Raw genomic sequence first — 18,672 nt, 5'->3', positions numbered from 1 at the left:
ACTTTTGACTTCCCCAAAGGGGCTGACCATGCCATCCGATCATTTGGAGATTAATGAAACGATCGCAGCACAATTTGCTCAATTGGTGCTGGATTGTATTGGGCGAGAATATCCCCACAGTGGTTTGTATTGGGCTGATAGCGACGAGGATATAAAACCACCGCGTGAATTGACTCCTGCTTTTTATGGCTGCTTAGATTGGCATTCAGCCGTACATGGCCACTGGTTGCTGGTACGTCTGGTGCGTCACTTTCCTGAAGCCTCATTCAACGCAGCGTCAAAACAAGCACTTGAGCAAAGCCTAACACCTGAGAAGATTCAAGGAGAAATTGCCCATTTCCAACGGCTACCTTTTTTTGAATTTCCTTATGGTGTGGCATGGCTTCTGCAACTGGCTGCGGAACTTCACGAGTGGAATCATCCTCAAGCGAAACAATGGCGGATTGTATTGGAACCGCTAGAAAAGTTGATTGCTAGTAATTTACACCGTTGGATTAACGGACTGAAACTCCCAAATCGCACAGGGATGCATAGCCAAACAGCTTTTGCACTTGGTTTGATGCTAGATTGGGCACGGATTACCGAAAATGCTGACTTCACTCAGTTAGTGGAGAACAAAGCACGGCAATTTTATCTTAGCGATCGCAACTACTCATTACAATTCGAGCCGCTTGGCTACGATTTTCTCTCTCCTGGTCTTGCTGAAGCAGACCTGATGCGGCGAGTCCTGCCAACAACAGCTTTCGCTGACTGGCTGACTGATTTTCTGCCACAAATACCGATTGATAATTCCGCAAATTGGTTAAAACTACCTGGAGTAGATAATCCTCAAGATTATATGCAATCCCACTTCTACGGTCTTAATCTCAGTCGCGCTTGGATGCTTGAGGGGATCGTTTCTGGATTGGCAAATAGCGATCGCCGCCGAGAAACACTTCGCTCTACTGCCCTTCACCATCGTCAGCATGGATTAGCAGATATTGTCAGCGAACATTATGCAGCCAGTCACTGGGTAGGTACTTTTGCTGTTTATCTCCTAACGAATCGTGGGTTGCAAGGGCAAATTAGTTAATCTCGATGCCTAATGCCCCAATCCTTAAAATATGCCAAGTAAATATGCCTTAGCTGACTGAGACTGTCAGGATCGTAGAGTAAAGAGTAAAAGGCAATCTATTTTGACTTTTAACTTTCTCCTTTTGTTCAACTTTCCACAAGGGTAGGTTTAATCTTGACTAAATTGAAGGTTGGTATCAATGGCTTCGGTCGAATCGGGCGACTTGTGCTTCGCGCTGGCATCGATAACCCCAACATTGAGTTTATAGGCATTAACGACCTAGTACCACCAGATAACCTCGCTTACCTATTAAAGTACGACTCAACCCACGGCAGATTAAAGCACAAGGTTGAAGCCAAGGAAGATGGTATCCTGATTGACGGACACTTCATTCCTTGCGTGTCGGTGAGGAACCCAGCAGAGTTACCTTGGGGACAATTAGGCGCAGATTATGTGGTGGAAGCTACCGGACTCTTCACTGACCACGAAGGAGCCGCAAACCACCTGAAAGCAGGTGCAAAGCGAGTAGTAATTTCCGCTCCCACTAAAGATCCAGATCGAGTTACTACCTTACTAATGGGTGTAAATCATCACTTGTTTGACCCCAGCAAGGATATCATTGTCTCTAATGCTAGCTGCACTACAAACTGTCTAGCTCCCATAGCTAAGGTCATCAATGACAACTTTGGGTTGACTGAAGGGTTAATGACCACAGTCCATGCGATGACTGCCACTCAACCAACTGTAGACGGCCCCAGCAAGAAAGACTGGCGGGGTGGTCGAGGTGCAAGCCAGAATATTATTCCCTCTTCTACAGGCGCAGCTAAAGCTGTAGCGTTGGTTTTACCAGAATTGAAGGGTAGGCTGACTGGTATGGCATTACGAGTTCCGACTCCTGATGTCTCTGTGGTTGATTTAACTTTCAAAACTGCCAAAGCTACTAGTTATAAAGAAATCTGTGCTGCCATGAAGGAAGCTGCCGCAGGTTCGCTAGCGGGTATTCTGGGCTACACAGATGAAGAAGTAGTTTCTACAGATTTTCAAGGCGATACCCATTCTAGTATCTTCGACGCAGGTGCTGGGATTGAGTTGAATTCCAATTTCTTTAAGGTAATTGCCTGGTATGACAACGAGTGGGGCTACTCGAATCGCGTGATTGACCTGATGTTGTCTATGTCGCAGAAGGAAAAACTCGCACCGACAGCGGCTGTGGTTTGATTGGTCATTAGTCATTAGTCATTAGTCATTAGTCATTAGCTTCTGACTGCTGACTCTTGACTAGAGACTTTTGGGATTTGGGTCAAATGGTAAATACACTTAAAACAAAACGCCATCTAGTATCTTAATTTAGCAAACCAGTGATATGAAGCACGTGTGGATTTGGATGCTTTGTGCGATGTCTACGACGGGCTACGCCTACGCACCAAGTATCCAAATTTGCAGGTTATTCCTCAACCCCCAATCCCTATGCGTCGAACCAAAATCATTTGTACTGTTGGCCCGGCTACATCTGCACCCGAAAAGCTGCAAGCTTTAGTAGAAGCTGGAATGAATATGGCGCGGCTGAATTTTTCCCACGGCGCTTATGAATTCCACGCCCAAACGGCTCACTATCTCAGACAAATTAGTACTGAGCAGCAAAAGCCGATCGCCATTATGCAAGACTTGTGTGGCCCGAAGATTCGTTTGGGAACTTTACCACCGGAAGGGTTAAATTTGGAAGCTGGTAGTGAAGTCACCTTTGTTTTGCAAGAAAAGGGTGACAGTATCGACGAACTACCCCTACCATTACCGACTCTGTTTGCAATGGTGCGACCAGGCGAACCGATTTTGATTAATGATGGCCGCGTCAAGTTGATTGTTACCGATCGCGATGCCGATCGCATTCGCGCCCAAGTAAAAATTGGCGGGTTAATTTCTACGCACAAGGGAGTAAACCTACCACAAACTCCTTTACCTGTTAATTCCATCACCGAAAAAGACTTACTGGATCTACGCTTTGGGATTCAGTTGGGTGTAGACTGGGTAGCGGTGTCCTTTGTGCAATCGCCACAAGACTTAGAACCCGCCAGACGGATGATTGAAGCTGCTGGTGCTTCCATCCGCTTAATTGCCAAAATCGAAAGAGCAGAGGCAGTAGAAAATTTTGACTCCATTCTGAAGGTTGCCGACGCGATTATGATTGCCCGTGGCGATTTAGGGGTAGAAGTACCAATTCACGAAGTGCCCCTAATTCAAAAAGATATTATTCGCCGTTGCAATCGTGCTGGCAAACCGGTGATTACAGCCACCCAAATGCTGGAGTCGATGATTAGCGCTCCCGATCCCACCCGCGCCGAAGCAACTGATGTTGCCAACTCCATCTTAGATGGAACAGACGCAGTAATGCTTTCTGGTGAAACAGCTGTCGGCCAATATCCCGTTGCTGCCGTCCAGATGATGCACAATATCGCCGTGCGAACAGAACAGGTTCTAGATGAGGGTAGCAAACATGCCTGGTGTCATGAAGCAGGCAGTCTCAGCGTCACCGAATCTGTGGCAGAATCGGTGTGTCGCATCGCCTATGAAACAGGCTCGCGGGCAATTCTCTGTAATACTTCATCAGGAAATACGGCGAGAATGGTGTCTAAATATCGCCCTACTTCTCCGATTATTGCCCTCACCTCCGACATCACTGCTTATCGCCAACTAGCCCTTTCTTGGGGTGTGGAAGCTTTGCTGATTCCACCAGTCCACAATGCTGAAGAGATGTTTACCAATGTGGTGAACACAGTTGTAGATATGGGTTTAGCGAATAAGGGCGATAAAGTAGTTATTACCTCTGGTGTTCCAATTGGTAAATCGGGCACAACTAGTTTAATTAAAGTGCATTCCATTGGACAGCCAATTTCTGCATAAGCCACTTAGAATAAGGCTGTGGCTGAAGATAGTAAGCAAAATTGGGCAACGATCGAGAAAAATTGCCAGAATCAGAATTGAAGGAAGAGTAAAGAGTGTAAAGAACTGGGGAATAAGTAAATCCTAAACAAACATTACGGAGTATTTTATGTCTAAGAATTTACTGGAACAATTGCGACAAGTGACTGTTGTAGTCGCAGATACAGGGGATATCCAGGCAATTGAAAAGTTCAAACCCCAAGACGCTACCACCAATCCTTCGCTGATTACTGCTGCGGCACAAATGCCAGAATATCAGGGAATTGTCGATCAAACTTTACTCCAAGCGAAGAAAGATGCTGGAGCCGGAGCCACCCAAGCACAGATAGTTTCTCTAGCTTTTGACCGTTTGGCAGTTGCTTTTGGATTAAAGATTTTGCAAATCATTCCCGGCCGCGTATCTACGGAAGTGGATGCTCGCTTGTCTTACGATACCGAAGCTACCCTAACTAAGGCACGGGATTTAATTGCTCAGTATAAAGCCGCTGGAATTGGCCGCGATCGCGTTTTGATTAAAATCGCCAGCACTTGGGAAGGTATTCGCGCTGCGGAAATTCTCGAAAAAGAAGGTATTCACTGTAACCTTACCTTGTTGTTTGGTCTTCACCAAGCGATCGCCTGTGCAGAAGCTGGCATTACTCTAATTTCTCCCTTCGTCGGTCGGATTCTTGACTGGTACAAAAAAGATACCGGACGCGATAGCTACCCAGCAACCGAAGATCCAGGAGTTTTGTCCGTCACCAAAATCTACAACTACTACAAGAAATTCGGCTATAAAACCGAAGTTATGGGAGCTAGCTTCCGTAACCTTGGTGAAATAACTGAACTTGCAGGTAGTGATTTGTTAACTATTTCGCCATCGCTTTTGGGTGAATTACATGCAACTGTTGGAGAACTGCCACGCAAACTCGACCCCGCCAAGGCAGCAAACTTGGAAATCGAAAAGATATCCATTGACAAAGCTACTTATGACAAGATGCACGCCGCAGACCGCATGGCAACTGACAAATTAGACGAGGGCATCAAAGGTTTCACCAAAGCATTAGAAGACCTTGAGAAACTTTTGGCAGACCGACTAGTTCGCCTTGAAGGAGAGGTAGTAGCAACCCATTAAGGACTTCCAATTAAAAAATATCCAAAGTAGGCTGCGTTAGGCTCAAGCCGTAATGCACCATCAGCTTATGGATAATTGATTTTTTGGTATTCCTTTACAACATAATGATAGTTAATGGTTAGTGGTTAATAAAATAACCACTAACCATTTGTTATTTGCATCAGCAGTCTTCAATAGCCGCGTCGAATAATTTGGTATCGGGTAGGCTGCCGTCGTTGGATAATTTGCTCTTCTCTTAACTGCTGCCGTCGTCGGATATTTTGGTATCGTCGGGAAGGCTGGCGTCGATTTTGGTATCGTTCTGACCGCCGCCGTTCTCGGATAATCTGCCGTCGTCGGATGTTTTGGTATCGTTCTGACCGCCGCCGTTGAGCAATTAAAAGCTCTCCGGTTTTATCTCCAACTAGGTTAGCCTCTGGCGCGGCGCTCTGTTCATTGCGAACACTACTTAGAGAAATATCCTTTGCTTCAGCTAATGAGGGCGGATACACAAAGGCGCATAGCAACATTGCTATTGAGGATAGTTTCCTGAAACCTTTCATGTTTTTGCTTCTCTAAACTTTTGGTAATAACTTTATTAAACACTTTAAAGTCGGCAAATTATTGCTCATATACTTTTTTTTAAACTCAATTTAGGATGATTTTCTCTATTGAAATTTCACCCTTATAGATAGTTGTATTTTTTTGTAATTTGTGTATATAAATAGTTAGTATCTAGCACAATGTAATTCTTTTGACATTGAGAATGTATAGCCTTGATTAATTGACTACAATGCCCCCAATAACGCTCCATAGGATCGAGATCGTCGAGAGCAAACTTCCACTCTATAATATCGGGATATATAGCAATCAGATTTGATTGCGTGAAAATATCTAAGTCTACGAACTATAGCAATTCTATTTGCAACCCGCATATCCCCGGCTTCTTTAAGAAGTCGGGGATCTTGTTTCTGCACGTTTGATTCAGGATTGCTATAAAACCGAGCGATCGCTTTATTGATTGATATTATGAGCCTTTACGGAGTTCTTGAAAATTGCTAATTGTAGTATATATACCAGCATCGGCAGCTAAATTACCGATATTAATTTGGGTTGGATAACCAAGTTGTGAGTTGTATACCACAGTTAGTTCGGATTCTCCACGAGCGATCGTATTCTGAATCAGATTAAAGAGCCTGGGAATTGTACTATATTGCCGTAATAATTTTGAATTAACTGGCTTACCAGTATTTGCATCGGTAATAGAAGTTGTTCTGCCTTTACGTACTTCAATAATTAATGGGCCTCTAACTTCGGGAACACAAAAGCAATTATTGCTAAGTTTGTAGCGGTAGCTGTCAATTTTTCGTTGATTCCACAATCGCTGATTAATTTTTAGCTGTCTTAAGTTTGAGCTAGCAATCTCTGTTTGTACTCCATTCGTAGGGGGCACAGACATTACTGGGGCGTTAAAACTCACAGATGCTACTAAGATTGCACCAATAGCAATAGGCAAACGCATATCAATCCTTTGTTAATGTTGATTTCTAACTTCAATCTGGCTAAACAGGATTCCAGAAAACCTGAGAAAATTCACACACATTAATTGAAATAGAAGATTTTTCCCAGTGGGTTGAGGAGCAAATAGAGGAATGGCTCAAAGGGTATAAGCAAGGGTTTGGGATTGCTTCTCTTCTCTACGCAGTCGCTACGCGAAAGCTTCGTACCCTACGGGTTCTCTAAAGGAGTACGCAATGACTGTAAATATTCTGTCCAGCTACTTAGTTAAACCAGTATTTAGTAGCAATTTTTAATAAACTACCTAAGAAAAATTATTATACTTTCAACTTTTTGCAAGCATTTTTACATAATTAAACATTATATTAACAAAAAAATTAATACTTGCTACACGTATGTATTGTGTAATATCGCCAGCTTCAGATGTAGTATAAATTTAGATTCACTTTTCATAGGAGAAAGATTATGTCTGAAATCAAACCAGAAGATTTAAATTCACAAGCGGTACCATTCTTTGCTCGATTCCTAGAAGGGCAAAATGCTGAAGACATTTCTGATGAAGAATCAGAAGCAATTAGCGGCGGAAACCTAATCGTAACTCAGAAGTACCCTTCTGATAATGAAGAGGGCGTTGTAGTTACTAAGAAGTGCCCTTCTGATAATGAACATGGGGGTGTAGCAACGAGGAAGTACCCTTCTGATAGTGATGAGCACGCTGTTACTAAGAAGTGCCCTTCTGATAACGAACATGGTGGTGTAGCAGTTACTTTAAAGTATCCTTCTGATAATGAAGATGGTAGTGGTGCAGTAGCTTAGAAGTAGCCTTCTGATAATGAAGATGCTTAAAGATAACTGTACTGGCTATTTTCGAGTACACCAGAGATGCGGTTTTGAAAACTATTTATAGGACAAAAATACTGTTAGTGCCAACTCCTACCAGGGGTTGGCTTTCCATGATTACTATGCTTGCTTTTTATAGTGGTTTCCCCTGTTAATAGTTTGCAGTAAGGAAAACGCAAGAACTTATTAAGATGTTTTATGCACTATGAGCGTGATGTAGTTTTATTAATTACCCACAGTGGTGATTACTTCACAATAGATAGAGTTGCCCAAGCTTTATCAAGACGAGGCGCACAGCCATTTCGATTAGATACCGATAAATTTCCGATGACAGTCCAACTCCAGGCTAGTTTTAGTAACTTGGAGAGCAATCATATACTAAAATATGGCGATTGCTCCTTCAATACAGAGCAGGTGCAAGCAGTATGGATGCGGCGTATTTGGCAACCTGAGTTGAGTCAAGAATTGGCTCCAAAATTTCAAGCAGCTTGCACTACAGAATCATTGGCCGCCTTAGATGGCTTTTGGGATAGTCTCAAAAGAGCCAGGTGGGTGGATGATTTACAACGAATCAACGCAGCTGAAAACAAGTTACGCCAACTGCGGGTTGCTTCGGAAGTTGGTCTTGTCATACCTCAGACTCTTGTCACCAACGATCCTCAAGAAGCACGAGAGTTTTTCCAGCGATTAAAAGGAAGAATGGTTGCTAAACTTCTCAGACCTCTTTCTTACAGTATGGAAGGCTCCTCTTTTTTTATGTACACCAGTGCAGTCAAAGAAGAAGATTTAGTTGATGCCGAGACACTGCGCTATTGTCCAGTTGTGTTTCAAGAACAAATCCCCAAACAGCAAGAACTACGGGTGGTGTATGTAAATGGCAAGCTGTTTGTCGGAGCATTAAACGCATCTGATTATTCAGCATCTACTCAAGACTGGCGACGTGCGACAAAAGAGGCTTGTGCGTGGCAACGCGATGAATTACCCGATGAAATAATCCATAGTCTCCATGCCTTTATGGCAAAATTTGAATTGACTTTTGGAGCGTTTGACTTCATTCAAACACCATCAGGGGAATACGTTTTTTTGGAAATTAACCCTACAGGAGAGTGGGGAATGCTGGAGAGAGATTTGGAATATCCGATCGCGGAAGCGATCGCAGATGCACTACTCTCAACAAGTACCCAACAATAACTTTGCCTCTAATCAAAAATTTAAAACTCGGCAGTTAATATGACTGTTTTAATCATTACCCACAGCGAAGACAACGAAAGTATTTCCTTGGTAATTCAGGCAATTGAAGCTCAAGGAGGGAAAGCATTTCGTTTTGATACAGACCGATTTCCCACAGAAGTGCAGCTAGATGTTTACTATGCTGGAAGTGAGCGAGTTACTCTGAGTGTCGATCGCCAGACATTAGATTTGAGTGAAGTGTCAGCAGTTTGGTATCGACGCATCGCCATTGGAGCAAAAATTCCCGAATCAATGGATAGGCAAATGCGCCAAGCCTCCATTCAGGAATCTCGCGTCACTATTCAGGGGATGATTGCCAGTATTCAGGGGTTTCATCTTGACCCTCTGCCACATATCCGTCGAGCGGAAAATAAGCAGCTTCAATTACAAATAGCAAGGAAAATAGGTCTGGATACTCCACGCACGTTGACTACTAATAACCCGCAGGCAGTGAAGCAATTTGCCCAAGAGTGCGAACAGGGTGCGATCGCTAAGATGCTTTCTTCCTTTGCCATCTACGACGAGCAAGGCCAGGAAAACGTCGTATTTACAAATCCAATTTCATCTGAGGATTTGGATAACCTCGATGGATTGCGTTTTTGCCCAATGACGTTTCAAGAGAAAATTCCCAAAGCATTGGAATTGCGGACAATTATTGTAGGCCGAAATGTGTTTACAGCCGCCGTTGATTCTCAAGCTTTGGATAAGGCACGTTACGATTGGCGCAAACAGGGAATCGCCTTACTCAACGCTTGGGAGTTATACACCTTACCTGAAGATGTGGAAGAGAAACTGCTCAAACTCATGGCAGAATTTGGTTTGAACTACGGAGCGATTGATATCATTTTGACTCCCGATGGTCGTCATATATTCCTTGAGGTCAACCCAGTTGGCGAGTTCTTCTGGCTGGAACGCTGTCCTGGCTTACCAATTTCCCAGGCGATCGCTAAGGTTCTCCAGAATTAATATAATTAACCAAACAAGTTTGCATAATAATCAGTCCTTTGTAGAGACGGCGATTTATCGCGTCTCTTGCCTTATCCGAACCGTATTGGGAGTGAACTAATCGCAGAATCCGAAGTGATTGCTACCCTACGGGTTCTCCCAGACATAATATTACTAATTACTTAATTTCTTTGTATTCCTAATTTGAATTACCAGCCAAGCTCCTCCAGAGAATACTAACAACAACGGTGTCAACCAATCACCCCAACGCACATATAAAGTCTTTGTCTGTCGCCGATAAATTGTTTCAGCGTGAGTTTCATAGGTATTATATCCAGACATCCACAAGGTTTTGCCGTGAGGATCTACAAAGGCTGAATATCCTGTATTGGTTGCCCGTGCTGACCATCTATCGGTTTCAATTGCCCGCATCATATCCTGTGCATGGTGCTGGAATGGCATCGATGCAGTGTAATGGGCATCGTTAGAAGAACTGAGGATAAATTGCCCACCCGCAGCAGCTTGACGGCGAAATTGCTCAGGAAAAGCAGATTCATAACATATACTAGCGATCGCCCGACCAAAAGGAGTATCAAATATCTGATTTGCCGAACCCGGAACTTGGTGTGCCTCCAAAGGTGACAAGCGTTGAATTATCCCACCTAAAATTCCTTCAAAGGGAATATATTCTCCTAAAGGTACGAGTTTTGACTTATCGTAGCGGCTGACAATTTCACCCTTACTGTTAAAAGTAAACAAGCTAATTGTATAACTGTCTCCCCGTTCGCCAAAAGCCCCAATCCAAGCAACTACACCTTTCTCCTTCACGGCTGCGACTAAAGCAGTTTCCATCAAGTTACGCTGGAAAATAGGTAAGGCTCCCTCTGGGGTGAGGACTGCATCCACACCTTGGTCTGCTAAAGTTAGATATCCATTGGTATAGTTTTCTTGGGCGCGACGAAACCCTTCAGAACTTCGTAAAAGTCGGTTTGGGATATTACCCTGAACAATCCCCACTTTCAAGGCTGCTTCTGGTAACTGGGCAATGGGACGGCTATATAAGATAAAACCGATGAGGTGTAAAGTAATTAATAATCCTGTGGCGATAACCCAGTATTTATTAACGAACCGCCAAGGCGCAGAGAAGCCAGTGCGTTGGGCGGGTTCCCCGACTTGTAGCAACTGGCGCGACACAGAGGAAATCTTGGCGTCCTTGGCGTCTTCTCTACGAGACGCTTCGCGTTCGCGTAGCGTTCCGAAGGAAAGGCGGTTCGTCCATCCTTCAGCAATTAACCCATTAACAGCAACTATCGCTGCTGTCACAGTATTAGGCCCAGAGAGTTGCCCCAAATGTAAAATTACGAGATTATGCGGACTTTGTGTGTAAGCAAGGGAACTCCACCACAAAGGCCCCGCACTCCACAAACTCTCTAAGCCACACCAGACGGCTGTACCAATAAGTATACGGAGCCACGGTTTTTGTCCGTTTAGGCGAACCATGACAGCCGCCCAAATACTAACAAATACCCCTCCCAACACACTGATGAATCCCCAACAAAAAAGGGTGATTAACAAACTTGGCAACCAAGGAACACCCAACCAAGTCATCGGATGAATTCCGGTAATCCAAGATAGGGCGACACCGTGATAACCTATACCCCAGAGGAAAGCCGGGGGGAATTTGTTTTTACCTTTGGCTGAAGTGACAACTAGCACCCATAAGGGGACTAGGGCAATCCAAGCCAAGAACCATGCGCCGACAGGGGCGACGGTTAGCCCCATTAAAATGCCGCTAGCCAAGGCAATCAAGTAAGGCAGTAAAGAGATAAACCTCTCCCCCTGCCTCCCCTGCTTCCCTTGCTCCCCCTGCTTTTTATTCAGCTTCTTCTGCATCGACAGCATCAGGTGGAACTATTGCCACTCCGGTAATGGCGTCATCTTCGTCTAAACGTTGCACTCTTACCCCAGTTGCCGATCGCGATTGGATAGAAATCGCATTTACCGCTTGACGGATGATAATACCGCGATTTGTCACCATCATGATTTCATCATCATCATTGTTGACAATGCGTAGGGTTGCCAACTTGTCTTTGGTTTTGCGGTTTTTGAACTTGGTTGCCATTAAACCTTGACCAGCACGATTTTGTAGCCGGAATTGGGCAACGGGTACGCGCTTACCATATCCTCCCATTGTAATTACCAACACCCAAGGGCCAACAATGCCAGTACTAGGCACTTCTGCGGACTCTTCAGTAGCTTCGGTAATTTCGATATCTTCAGTTTCGATTGTTTCGATATCTTCTGTTTCGGCTTCTGTAACTATATCCAAAGTTTCAAGAATTGCTGCGGGGAGGATATCCATACCCACCAGTTCATCTTTATTTTTGAGTTTCATGGCTTTCACCCCACGAGTCGCCCTACTTAAAGGACGCAGTTGTTCGTGGTTGCACCGGAAGTTAATCGCCATCCCGTTACGAGAACCAATGATTACACTGTCCTCTACTCTAGCGCGTCGCACCCAGCGCAGTTGGTCGCCTTCTTCTAAGGAAATGGCAATCAAACCATTGGCGCGAATGTGACTAAAGGCTGCCAATTCGGTTTTCTTGATATTGCCGCCCTTGGTGAGCATGACCAGATATTCTTCACTGCTAAACTCGTCAACAGGTACAATCGAGGTGATTTTTTCCTCTTTGGGAATCGGTAGCATCTGCACGATTGGTGTCCCGCGACTGGTACGCGAACTCGCTGGAATTTGATAAGCTCTTAGGCAATAAACAACACCACGCTCGCTAAAGAATAAAATACTGTCGTGATCGCAGCAAGTCAAAAAATGCTCAATGGTATCATCATCTTTCACCTTGGCTGCGGCTTTGCCTCTGGTAGCACGGCTTTGCGCTTCAAAGGTGTTAACTGGCATCCGTTTGATGTAGCCTTGCTCTGTAACTAGAATTATTGCTTTTTCATTGGCAATTAGGTCGCGATCGTCTAATTCGCCTTCCCCTGGTAAAATTACCGTGCGGCGGGGTGTAGCAAAGTTAGTTTTTAGTTGCGCGACTTCGGTTTCAATAATTTCTAGCACTCTCTCCCGACGTGCTAAAATATCTTGCAAATCGGTGATTTTCGCTTGTAATTCCTCGTGTTCCAAACGAATTTTGTCTGCTTCTAAGGCAGTCAACCGCCGCAATTGCATTTGCAAAATCGCATCTGCTTGCACTTCCGAGAGTCCGTAAGTTGTGATTAATTCGCCTTTGGCTGTGGGCGCATCGGGCGCATGGCGAATCAAGACAATAATTGGATCTAACTGGGATAGGGCAATTAACAACCCTTGCAGGAGATGATCGCGTTCCTCGGCTTTCCGCAGTTCGTAACGGGTGCGTCTAGCAATGGATTCGATGCGGAAATCCAAGAAGACGGTTAAGAACTGCTTGAGGGTGAGTACTTGGGGTTCGCTATTCACCAACGCCAGCATATTTGCGCCGAAGTTGGCTTGCAGTGGCGTTTGCTTGTAGAGGTTATTTAGAACGACGCGGGGATAAGCATCACGCTTGAGTTCGATGACAACTCGCATCCCGTCGCGATCGCTTTCATCCCGGATATCTGCAATCCCCTCTAAACGCTTCTCGTTCACCATTTCGGCGATTTTTTCAATCAGCGCCGCTTTATTGGTTTGATAGGGCAATTCGGTGATGATAATTGCTTCTCTATCTGGGCGTCCCCGTTGTTCAACGGTTTCAATGTTAGCGACACCACGCATGGTGATGGAACCACGCCCGGTGGTGTAAGCTTCTCGAATGGCAGATGTCCCCAAAATTTGCGCCCCAGTTGGAAAGTCTGGGCCGTGGACATACTGCATTAATTCGAGATCGGTGATTTCTGGATTGTGGATTACAGCCACCAAAGCATCAATCAATTCGCCCAAATTGTGCGGCGGAATGTTGGTTGCCATGCCCACGGCAATCCCAGAGGAACCGTTGAGCAATAATTGGGGAATCCGCGCCGGTAAGACTGTGGGTTCTTGTTGGGAACCGTCGAAGTTATCGGCGAAATCTACGGTTTCATACTCGATGTCGTGTAGTAGACCTGCGCTAGTTAAAGCTTGTAAGCGGCATTCTGTGTACCGCATGGCGGCTGGCGGATCGTTGTCTACCGAACCAAAGTTACCATGTCCGTTAACTAGGGGCGATCGCATGGAAAAATCCTGCGCCATCCGCACCAAGGCATCATATACTGCTGTGTCGCCGTGGGGGTGGTATTTACCTAACACTTCCCCGACCACACGGGCGCATTTCTTAAAGGGGCGATCGTGGAGCAGACCTAGCTCGTGCATTGCGTAGAGAATGCGACGATGCACAGGTTTTAGACCATCCCTGGCATCTGGCAACGCCCGACCCACTATCACGCTCATGGCGTATTCCAGATAAGACTGCGACATTTCGGTTCGCAAGTCTATCGGGATAATCCTCTCCTGTGAGGTTGTCATAACCTAAAAATCTCCAAAAATCGTAGATTTTAGCTTGTTTACTCAACAAAGCGCAGAATTATTCTAAATTGCTCTTGAATAATTGCCATATTTTGATATAATTCTAGCATGTATTGCTTTTTTTTGCCTGGGTAGCTAACTCAAATATCTAGTTAAAAAAGAGTATAATAATTTACATTTTCTAAGCTCTACCTAATTAACAAGAGCAGCGAACTAAAAGGTTGCTTAGTGCAAAATTACTTAAAGTGAAAGATGGCAGGGTAAATTTAAGGCAACAATCTAAATTGGCTTTATAACTCTTACTTTTATAACCGTTATTTATTAGACTTGTCACTAAATAAGGTCTGAAAAATTAAACCATAGTCGATCGTTTCTATTTAGACAAACAGCAGAACTGGATAAATCCTTTCAAGATGTAATTAAACGAACACTCGCAGAAATTGATATCAGAATCAACAGGGCATTGATCGCGTAAAGGAGAGAAAATTTTGGCAGCAGTCCGAGTCCGCCAGCATGTTAATCCACTTGGTAAAAAGTATCAAACACCAGCAAGTCCACTGGATTGGGAACAAATTTATGCAAAGCCAAATCAAGCGCTACATTTAGATATTGGCTGCGCTAAAGGACTATTTTTGGTAAATATGGCCAAAATAGAACCCAACTGGAATTTTCTCGGCTTAGAAATTCGGGAACCGCTAGTGGTGGAGGCGAATAAGTTACGTTCTGAGTTAGGTTTGACAAACCTGCACTACTTATTTTGCAATGTGAATAACTCATTGCGATCGCTATTATCTTCCCTTCCTCCAGGAAGTTTACAACGCGTTACAATTCAATTCCCCGATCCTTGGTTTAAAACCCGCCATGCTAAACGTCGTGTAGTGCAACCAGAACTAGTGGCAGAATTAGCCAATTATCTTGCAGTTGGGGGAGTTGTATTTTTGCAATCAGATATGGAATTTGTCGCGGTGGAAATGCGCGATCGCTTTGCTGCTCACCCAGCTTATCAGAAAGTTGGTACGGGAGAATGGTTAGCTGAAAACCCGCTACCAGTCCCCACAGAACGGGAAATAGGTACACAAAAAAAGGGTGAACCTGTTTATCGGGCTTTGTTTGAAAGGGTGAGAATTACAGATTAGAGATATTTAAAACTCTTGCATAAATATTTTATGGTAAGTTATTTGATTTCCAGTTTAGGTATTTAAAATAGTAGGAAGTTTCCAAGTTTTTCCGGTTAAGTGTAGTTAGAAAACATTAAGCAAAAAATGACATAAATGCTTCAGCATTAACTTATCGCTGAATTTTAATAAAAATTATATATGTTTTCTAAACTTTGAAGTCTAATTCATAATTGTAAATAAAAAATATTTTCTTGCCTTTATTAGGTCTTTCAAAATGTTGATATCCCTCTGTCGAAATAGAATGCTCCAGAATTTTGTTGAACAGTTGTTGAGTTACTAACTGAGCAGATAGATTTTGCGCCATGAATATCTTTTCCTAATTTTGCAAAGTTAATAGGTAAAAATTCGGTATTATCTGGAATAGTTGTCCATTTAAGGTCACTAATCAAAATTTTGGAACCCTGAGCTTGTTCGGTGCTATTTGCTTCAGAATTGCTGGGTTTTGGTACTGTGGATAATCCCATCTGTTTGAGCAGTCGCTTGATATGGCGATCGCTCACCTCAATCTCAAATTCTTTTGCTAGATGTTTCCCAAGCCAGTTAGCTGTCCATCGTCGAAAAGCATAGCCATGCTCGCGAGGACTACTGTTAATTAATTCCTTCAAACGCTCTAAATAGCGATCGTTCACAGCCTTCGGGCGACCAATGGGGCAATCTTGCCATTGATGCGCCATCCCAGTCCGGGCTATGTGCATCCAATGTCTTGCTGTTGCTGCACAACATCCCAAGGTTTGACAAATCTCGGTTTGAGTTTTCCCCTCATCTGCCAACAACATGATTTCAATTCGTTGGTGATAAGATTCAGGTAAACTTTTGTGCAAATTTTGTAGTAGCAGTTTCCGTTGAAACGCTGTTAAACACTTACCAGTAGATCCACTTGAGTCGTTAGTTTCAGGTTTCGCTTGGCAGTCGAACATAAACGTAGAATTTCTAGTTTTATAGACGCATAAATACCTTGTGCTTGACGTATAATTTATCAAGCACTTACAAACAAATCTTTTTAGGGGGTAGTGATTACCCTAATAGCGCACATTGTTTTATGTATTACATGTATTGTATGTTAGGCATATATCAAGCTACAAATCATATATGTAAATTCCGTAAATTAACTGTTAAACTTTCATGAAATGTTAGGCTAAATACGATAATGTAGTATTATCACTGTACATTTTATTTACAAGTAAAAATATTTTGGGAATTCAAAAGGATATACAGCAGTTTGCAAGTCAATAAGGTACAAAATGCAGGACTCACGCATCAGATATAAAGAGTTTCTGCCTTTTGCCTTCTGCCTCAAAAAGAGGGATCTTAAAGCCCAGGATTAAGTTTTGCCTTTTTAAGGCTAGCTAAGGGGGATTAAGGATCTATTGCAAGCATTGAGAAATATATGCTTAAACTTCTAGTAAAGGGAGGGTGACGGTAAAAGTTGTACCGACTCCAACTTGACTTTAGATACTGATAATAAATGTGACAACGATAGTAATTAAACAATTCTGTATATGTGTAGTTACAGCTATAGCGGTTCTCGCGTGGATGCAATACATTCTGACCTCTCTCCAAACCTCTCTCCTTTTAGGAGAGAGGCTTTGAATCTTGCTCCCCTTCCCTTGTAGGGAAGGGGTTGGGGGTTAGGTCTGTATTGCGCTCAACCGAGAAGCGCTATATTTTCAGGTAAATAGCTGTAAGTTAATTTCAGAAATTAAGTTACGAGTTATTATTATTCCAATGCCCCTTTAATCAAATCCAAGAGTTGAACCACATTCGCCAAGGTTTATAACCTTCAGGAGAAAGGGGTAAACCCAAATAAATGGGCATCCAGAAAATAAAAGCAACCAAAATGATAAAAGTAATGGTGACACCTAGCACCCGGAGTTGTTGATAATAGCTGCGAAGGCACTGATCGACAAACCAAGCGATCGCTAAAAATACAAACACCACTGCACACATATAGTGGTAGATAAAAACGCACCTTGTCACTTTCACCCAAGGTAATAAGTTAGCAGCATAATTTATAACTAAATACAAGCCAATCCAAGTATCAACATTAAGAGTTGCAGGTACTGAAAAACGCTTTTCTTTTACCCAAGGAATTACGGCTTGTGACACCAGCATCCCTACTAAAAATAACATGGCAGCAACACCGAACCACCACAAAAATGGATTGCCCATTGCGTGGACATCATAAATTACTTTTCCAGCACCGGCAGGCAAAGGCGGGCCCATCACAGGTAACGGATCGGCGATCCTTTCAGTCGTTTGATAATAATATGCCATTGGCCTAGTCATCAAAGGCCATTTGTACCAGGCAGCACAATAAGGATGCACATTAGGGCTATTGCCACCTAAATGTAAGTGAAACTTCAAAATTTGCTGATGTACTGCAATAAATCCGTATGTTTTATCTAGTTGAAGGTGAGGAATCCAGATGATGCTGTAAATGAAAGCTGGGATAATTCCTAGATAAAACAGCATTTGAAAAATATTTAGCTGAGTTAGATTTTGTAGTGGTGTCTGAGATGATAGGGATGGTGGGGATGGGGGAGAATAAGTACTAACTCCTGACTCTTGTACAGACGCGATTAATTGCGTCTCTGCTGACTCCTGCCTTCTGCCTCCTGACTCCTTCAACGAAGGGGATATAAAAAGAAGTTTGGAGTTAAGAAAAGAATGTATTAAATGGATTGCCCAAGCTGCTATCCAAATGAGATAAGCGCCTGAGAGGAACCATAAACCGTTCCATTTAGTACCGACTGAAGCACCAAAACCAATGCCAGCAAGAACTAACCAAAAAGAACGTCGCCGATTTTGGTTATCTAATGCCAATAATAAAAACCAGTGCCCTAATAAACCAAAGATGACGATATAAATATTACTTAAAGCATAGCGAGACTCAACCAGAAAGATGCCATCACAAGCTGTGAACAAACCTGCAAGCAGAGCAAAGCTACGACGATAACTCAACTGATAAGCGATCGCAGCCACAACTAAAGGGATAAATGAGCCGGTGAGGGCATTTAACCAACGATAAGTCCAAGGCGATCGCAATGAACCTGTCAATCCATTTACCGTGTCGTGCCAAAAAGGAATGTGGCTGCCAATCCAAATGCCGATGCCAATAATATATTGACTTAGTGGCGGATGAGCATTAAAAAATGGCGTATGCGTAAGATAATTATTCCCAAATTTGGCAAAGTAAACTTCATCAAATACCAGAGTGTTGAATCGCTCCAGCCCCCAAAACCTCAAGGCGAGTGAGAAAAGAAATACACTCACCATCCCAATTTGGAACCACTTTTTAGTCATTAGTCATTAGTCATTAGTCATTAGTCATTAGTCATTAGTCATTAGTCATTAGTCATTAGTCATTAGTCATTAGTCATTAGTCATTAGTCATTAG

General features: G+C 43.4%; 14 protein-coding genes. 8 read left to right on the top strand and 6 right to left on the bottom strand.

Annotated elements, in window-relative coordinates; genetic code table 11:
* The first annotated feature begins 28 nt into the window (after window positions 1–28).
* The 4 genes from V7L01_RS16870 to V7L01_RS16855 all read left to right on the top strand — a co-directional run bounded on the left by V7L01_RS16870 (window position 29) and on the right by V7L01_RS16855 (window position 5,105).
* A complete protein-coding gene (locus V7L01_RS16870; RefSeq protein ID WP_335036632.1) occupies window positions 29–1,072 on the top strand; it encodes a DUF2891 domain-containing protein in 1,044 nt (347 codons plus the stop codon).
* A gap of 156 nt (window positions 1,073–1,228) precedes the next feature.
* Window positions 1,229–2,272 (top strand): type I glyceraldehyde-3-phosphate dehydrogenase, encoded by a 1,044-nt coding sequence (gap, locus tag V7L01_RS16865; protein WP_335036630.1) that lies wholly within the window; start codon window positions 1,229–1,231, stop codon window positions 2,270–2,272.
* 249 nt (window positions 2,273–2,521) lie between these two features.
* Complete coding sequence (gene pyk / locus V7L01_RS16860; RefSeq protein ID WP_335036759.1) at window positions 2,522–3,952, top strand: pyruvate kinase; 1,431 nt, start codon at window positions 2,522–2,524, stop codon at window positions 3,950–3,952.
* Between the two features lie 148 nt (window positions 3,953–4,100).
* Window positions 4,101–5,105: a transaldolase gene (locus V7L01_RS16855; RefSeq protein WP_335036628.1), complete on the top strand. Its 1,005-nt coding sequence runs from the start codon at window positions 4,101–4,103 to the stop codon at window positions 5,103–5,105.
* A gap of 170 nt (window positions 5,106–5,275) precedes the next feature.
* On the opposite strand, the gene V7L01_RS16850 is transcribed toward V7L01_RS16855, so the two are convergent.
* Entirely contained in the window at window positions 5,276–5,647 is a 372-nt protein-coding gene (locus V7L01_RS16850; RefSeq protein WP_335036626.1) for a hypothetical protein, read from the bottom strand.
* 464 nt (window positions 5,648–6,111) lie between these two features.
* The gene (locus tag V7L01_RS16845; RefSeq protein ID WP_335036624.1) at window positions 6,112–6,606 is read right to left on the bottom strand and encodes a DUF6174 domain-containing protein; all 495 of its coding nucleotides are present in this window, start codon (window positions 6,604–6,606) and stop codon (window positions 6,112–6,114) included.
* A gap of 461 nt (window positions 6,607–7,067) precedes the next feature.
* On the opposite strand from V7L01_RS16845, the gene V7L01_RS16840 reads away from it, so the two are divergent.
* The 3 genes from V7L01_RS16840 (at window position 7,068) to V7L01_RS16830 (ending at window position 9,638) form a co-directional block, all read left to right on the top strand.
* Window positions 7,068–7,418, top strand: coding sequence for a microviridin/marinostatin family tricyclic proteinase inhibitor (locus V7L01_RS16840; protein ID WP_335036622.1), 351 nt, complete (start codon window positions 7,068–7,070; stop codon window positions 7,416–7,418).
* Between the two features lie 222 nt (window positions 7,419–7,640).
* Entirely contained in the window at window positions 7,641–8,633 is a 993-nt protein-coding gene (locus V7L01_RS16835; protein ID WP_335036621.1) for an MvdC family ATP-grasp ribosomal peptide maturase, read from the top strand.
* A gap of 39 nt (window positions 8,634–8,672) precedes the next feature.
* Window positions 8,673–9,638, top strand: coding sequence for an MvdD family ATP-grasp ribosomal peptide maturase (locus V7L01_RS16830; RefSeq protein ID WP_335036619.1), 966 nt, complete (start codon window positions 8,673–8,675; stop codon window positions 9,636–9,638).
* 153 nt (window positions 9,639–9,791) lie between these two features.
* On the opposite strand, the gene lnt is transcribed toward V7L01_RS16830, so the two are convergent.
* Together lnt and gyrA are read right to left on the bottom strand one after the other, a co-directional pair.
* Complete coding sequence (gene lnt, locus V7L01_RS16825) at window positions 9,792–11,510, bottom strand: apolipoprotein N-acyltransferase (protein WP_335036617.1); 1,719 nt, start codon at window positions 11,508–11,510, stop codon at window positions 9,792–9,794.
* On the bottom strand, window positions 11,491–14,097 hold the full coding sequence (gyrA, locus tag V7L01_RS16820; protein WP_335036615.1) for a DNA topoisomerase (ATP-hydrolyzing) subunit A: 2,607 nt from the start codon (window positions 14,095–14,097) through the stop codon (window positions 11,491–11,493). The genes lnt and gyrA overlap by 20 nt, the downstream gene beginning before the upstream one ends.
* Before the next feature lie 488 nt (window positions 14,098–14,585).
* Between gyrA and trmB the strand changes: the two genes are divergently transcribed.
* The gene (trmB, locus tag V7L01_RS16815) at window positions 14,586–15,233 is read left to right on the top strand and encodes a tRNA (guanosine(46)-N7)-methyltransferase TrmB (protein WP_335036613.1); all 648 of its coding nucleotides are present in this window, start codon (window positions 14,586–14,588) and stop codon (window positions 15,231–15,233) included.
* A gap of 251 nt (window positions 15,234–15,484) precedes the next feature.
* Here trmB and V7L01_RS16810 read toward each other — a convergent pair whose 3' ends face one another.
* Both V7L01_RS16810 and V7L01_RS16805 read right to left on the bottom strand, forming a co-directional pair.
* Complete coding sequence (locus tag V7L01_RS16810; protein ID WP_335036611.1) at window positions 15,485–16,192, bottom strand: helix-turn-helix domain-containing protein; 708 nt, start codon at window positions 16,190–16,192, stop codon at window positions 15,485–15,487.
* 820 nt (window positions 16,193–17,012) lie between these two features.
* Window positions 17,013–18,578: a dolichyl-phosphate-mannose--protein mannosyltransferase gene (locus tag V7L01_RS16805; RefSeq protein WP_335036609.1), complete on the bottom strand. Its 1,566-nt coding sequence runs from the start codon at window positions 18,576–18,578 to the stop codon at window positions 17,013–17,015.
* Between the last annotated feature and the right edge of the window lie 94 nt (window positions 18,579–18,672).

Source organism: Nostoc sp. (assembly GCF_036917095.1).
Taxonomy (GTDB): domain Bacteria; phylum Cyanobacteriota; class Cyanobacteriia; order Cyanobacteriales; family Nostocaceae; genus Nostoc.
This window is presented reverse-complemented; position numbering and strand designations above follow the sequence as displayed.